Raw genomic sequence first — 284 nt, 5'->3', positions numbered from 1 at the left:
TTATCTTCCAATAAATAAATAGCTGTTGATTTCTTTCCTACACTTATTGTTCCGTCATTATCTATATGACCTCTTTTTGCATAAATTCCGGTAGACTCTTCTCCCGTAAGCTCTATAATTCCTCCGGTAGCATTTGTTAATGTTACTTTAGAAGCCTGATATCCTACTCCCGAAGTATCAAGACCGTTTTCCTGTGCCATTGCTACCTGTTTATTTTTAGTTCCTTTCATCACATTGGCATTTTCTATGGACGAATTTGCTATTTCAAGTTGATTGTAAGGATT

At 35.6% G+C, this 284-nt stretch carries 1 protein-coding gene; it reads right to left on the bottom strand.

The annotated features are described in order from the left end of the window. Positions 1-284 (bottom strand): hypothetical protein (locus EII29_RS11740; RefSeq protein WP_148096451.1); only part of this gene is annotated, 284 nt, incomplete at both ends.

The organism is Leptotrichia sp. OH3620_COT-345 (assembly GCF_003932895.1).
Taxonomy (GTDB): domain Bacteria; phylum Fusobacteriota; class Fusobacteriia; order Fusobacteriales; family Leptotrichiaceae; genus Pseudoleptotrichia.
Note: the sequence above shows the minus strand (reverse complement) of the source record. Positions and strands in the feature narration are given on the sequence as shown.